We start from the raw sequence: 3083 nt of genomic DNA on the forward strand, positions 1-3083 counted from the left end.
TCGACGGCCCGTCGACCGCCGGCGGCCGCGCCCCCAACCACGCGCGGTTCGTGTTCCTCGACCCCGCCTCACAGGACTTCTGGGTCGACTGGGAGAAGGCTGCGGCCGACACCGTCGGGATGCTCCGCGTGGTCGCGGCCACGCGCCGGCACGACCAGGCCGTCCACGACCTCGTCGGCGAGCTGTCGACCCGCAGCACCGAGTTCCGCGACCGCTGGGCCCGGCACGACGTGCACGAGCACCGCGGCGGCAGCAAGCGCATCCACCATCCCGTCGTCGGGCGGCTCGACCTGCTCTACGACGTGCTGCCGGTCGCGCAGGCACCCGGCCTGACGATGCTCGTCTACACGGCCGAGCCTGCGACGCCGAGCGCCGACGCCCTCCGCCTCCTTGCGAGCTGGGCGGCGACCGTCGCCCCGACCCCGAACCCGTCCTGACCCGTCCGGGCTCCTGGGCCCGGACCCGCTGTCGAGACCGCCACTCCCGGAAAGGCACCACCATGCACACCCGCACCCTCGGGCAGGGCCTGCACGTCTCCGCCGTCGGCCTCGGTGCCATGGGCATGTCCATGAGTTACGGCCCCAACCCCGGCACGCGCGAGGACATGGTCGCCGTGCTGCGCGGCGCGGTCGACCTCGGCGTCACGTTCGTCGACACCGCCGAGGTCTACGGCCCGTACGTCAACGAGGAGCTCGTCGGCGACGCCCTCGTGCCGGTGCGGGACCAGGTCGTGATCGCGACGAAGTTCGGCTGGGACATCCGGCCCGACGGCTCGTGGTCGGCCACCGACAGCCGGCCGGAGCGCATCCGGCGCGTCGCCGAGGAGTCGCTGCGGCGACTGCGCACCGACGTCATCGACCTCTTCTACCAGCACCGCGTCGACCCGCAGGTGCCGATCGAGGACGTCGCGGGCACGGTCGGCGAGCTCGTCGCGGAGGGCAAGGTGCGCCACCTCGGGCTGTCCGAGGCCGGGGCCGCGACGATCCGGCGCGCGCACGCGGTGCACCCCGTCACGGCCGTGCAGTCCGAGTACTCGCTGTGGACGCGCGACCCGGAGCCGCAGGTGCTGCCGACGTGCGCGGAGCTCGGCATCGGGTTCGTGCCGTTCAGCCCGCTCGGCAAGGGGTTCCTCACCGGGACCGTGGACGCGAGCACCGCGTTCGCCGAGGGGGACATCCGTCGCCGCGTCCCCCGCTTCACGCCCGAGAACCGGGACGCGAACGCTGCCCTCGTCGCGCACGTGCGGGCGCTCGCCGAGGAGAAGGGCGCGACGCCGGGACAGGTCGCGCTCGCGTGGCTGCTCGCCCAGCAGCCGTGGGTCGTGCCGATCCCCGGGACGCGGCGCCTGTCCCGGGTGGCGGAGAACGCGGGGGCGACCTCCGTCGGTCTCTCGGCCGACGAGCGCGCCTCGCTCGACGCGCTCGCCGCGACCGTGGGCGTCGCCGGCGACCGCTACGACGCCGCCGGGATGTCCATGGTCGGCCTCTAGCTGTACAGACCAAGACCGTTGTTGACGTAGCGAGAGACCTCCGGGTCGAGTTGGAGCTGTCTAGGAACCGACTCGGACCACGGAGGTCTCTCGTGTCTCACGCTAATGCCCGGCTGACACCTGCCGGCAGGTTCGTGATGGTCCAGCGCATCGCGGCTGGCCGCCCGGTCGCCCACGTCGCCGCCGAGATGGGCGTCTCGCGCACGACCGCGTGGCGGTGGTGGCGCCGATTTCGGATCGAGGGCCGCGCAGGCCTGGTGGACCGGCCGAGCTGCGCACGCACCCATCCGCGTCGCACGCCCGCATGCGTGGAGACCCGGGTGCGGATCGCTCGGATGCTCTCGCGGCGAGGGCCGGTCTGGATCGGCTATCACCTGGGTCTTCCCGCCTCCACGGTCGGGCGCGTCCTGGCCCGTCACGGCGCACCCCTGCTGCGCGAGTGCGACCCCCTGACCGGCCTGCCGATTCGTGCCTCGCGGCGCTCACCGCACCGCTACGAGCACGCCTATCCCGGCTCGCTGGTCCACATCGACGTCAAGAAGCTCGGGCGCATCCCGGACGGCGGCGGGCATCGGGCACTGGGCCGAGCCGACGGTCGACGAGACCGCCGCCGCGGGGTCGGCTACGACTACATCCACACCGCGATCGACGACCACTCCCGGCTGGCCTACGCCGAGATCCACAACGACGAGAAAGGCACGACCTGCGCAGGGTTCCTGACCCGTGCAGCGGCGTTCTACGCCTCTCACGGCATCACGGTCGAGCGCGTGATCAGCGACAACGCCAGGAACTACCGAATCTCCCGGGACTTCCTCGAGACGGCCGAGCAACTCGGCATCCGCCTGAAGCTGATCCGGCCCTACTGCCCGTGGACCAACGGCAAGGTCGAGCGACTCAACCGCACCCTCGCCGCCGAGTGGGCATACTCACGCGTCTTCACCACCAATGCCGAACGCGCCGCCGTCTTGCCCGACTGGCTCGACCGCTACAACCTGGACCGACCCCACCTCGGCATCGGCGGCCTACGACCCATCGACCGCGTCAACAACGCTGCGGGTCAGTACATCTAGCGGCCGTCCGGCGTCAGAGCGGCTTGCCGCCCGTCACCGCGATGTAGTCCCCGCTCACGTAGCTCGACTCCTGCGACGCGAGGAACACGTAGGCGGGGGCGAGCTCCGCGGGCTGGCCCGCCCGTCCGAGGGGCGTGTCGGCGCCGAACTGGTCGACCTTCTCGGGGTCCATCGTCGCGGGGATGAGCGGCGTCCAGATCGGGCCCGGGCACACGGCGTTGACGCGGATGCCCTTCTCGCCGAGCTGCTGCGCGAGGCCGCGCGTGAAGTTGAGGATGCCCGCCTTCGTCGTGGCGTAGTCGAGCAGCTGAGGGCTCGGCTGCTCCGCCTGGATCGAGCTGGTGTTGATGATCGACGCGCCGGGCTGCAGGTGCGGCACGGCGGCCTTGGTGATCCAGAACATCGCGTACAGGTTGGTCTTGAAGACCCGGTCGAGCTGCTCCGTGGTGATGCCGAGCAGGCCGTCCTCCTGCGCCATCTGGTACGCCGCGTTGTTGACGAGCACGTCGATGCCGCCGAGCTCG

The 3083-nt window shown here is 71.7% G+C and carries 3 protein-coding genes and 1 pseudogene; 3 read left to right on the forward strand and 1 reads right to left on the reverse strand.

Going from position 1 to position 3083, the window contains the following annotated elements; translation table 11 throughout:
- From VGD85_RS12505 to VGD85_RS12515, 3 genes and pseudogenes are all read left to right on the forward strand, one after another.
- Positions 1-437, forward strand: a pseudogene (locus tag VGD85_RS12505) (transcriptional regulator); the annotation flags it as partial.
- 62 nt (positions 438-499) lie between these two features.
- Positions 500-1489, forward strand: a complete 990-nt coding sequence (locus VGD85_RS12510; RefSeq protein WP_331063773.1) for an aldo/keto reductase — start codon at positions 500-502, stop codon at positions 1487-1489.
- Between the two features lie 92 nt (positions 1490-1581).
- On the forward strand, positions 1582-2559 hold the full coding sequence (locus VGD85_RS12515) for an IS481 family transposase (RefSeq protein WP_331063774.1): 978 nt from the start codon (positions 1582-1584) through the stop codon (positions 2557-2559).
- 13 nt (positions 2560-2572) lie between these two features.
- On the opposite strand, the gene VGD85_RS12520 is transcribed toward VGD85_RS12515, so the two are convergent.
- On the reverse strand, positions 2573-3083 hold a 511-nt coding region (locus VGD85_RS12520), incomplete at its 5' end, for an SDR family oxidoreductase (protein WP_331063775.1).

The organism is Nocardioides sp. (assembly GCF_036401255.1).
In the GTDB taxonomy this organism is placed as follows: domain Bacteria; phylum Actinomycetota; class Actinomycetes; order Propionibacteriales; family Nocardioidaceae; genus Nocardioides.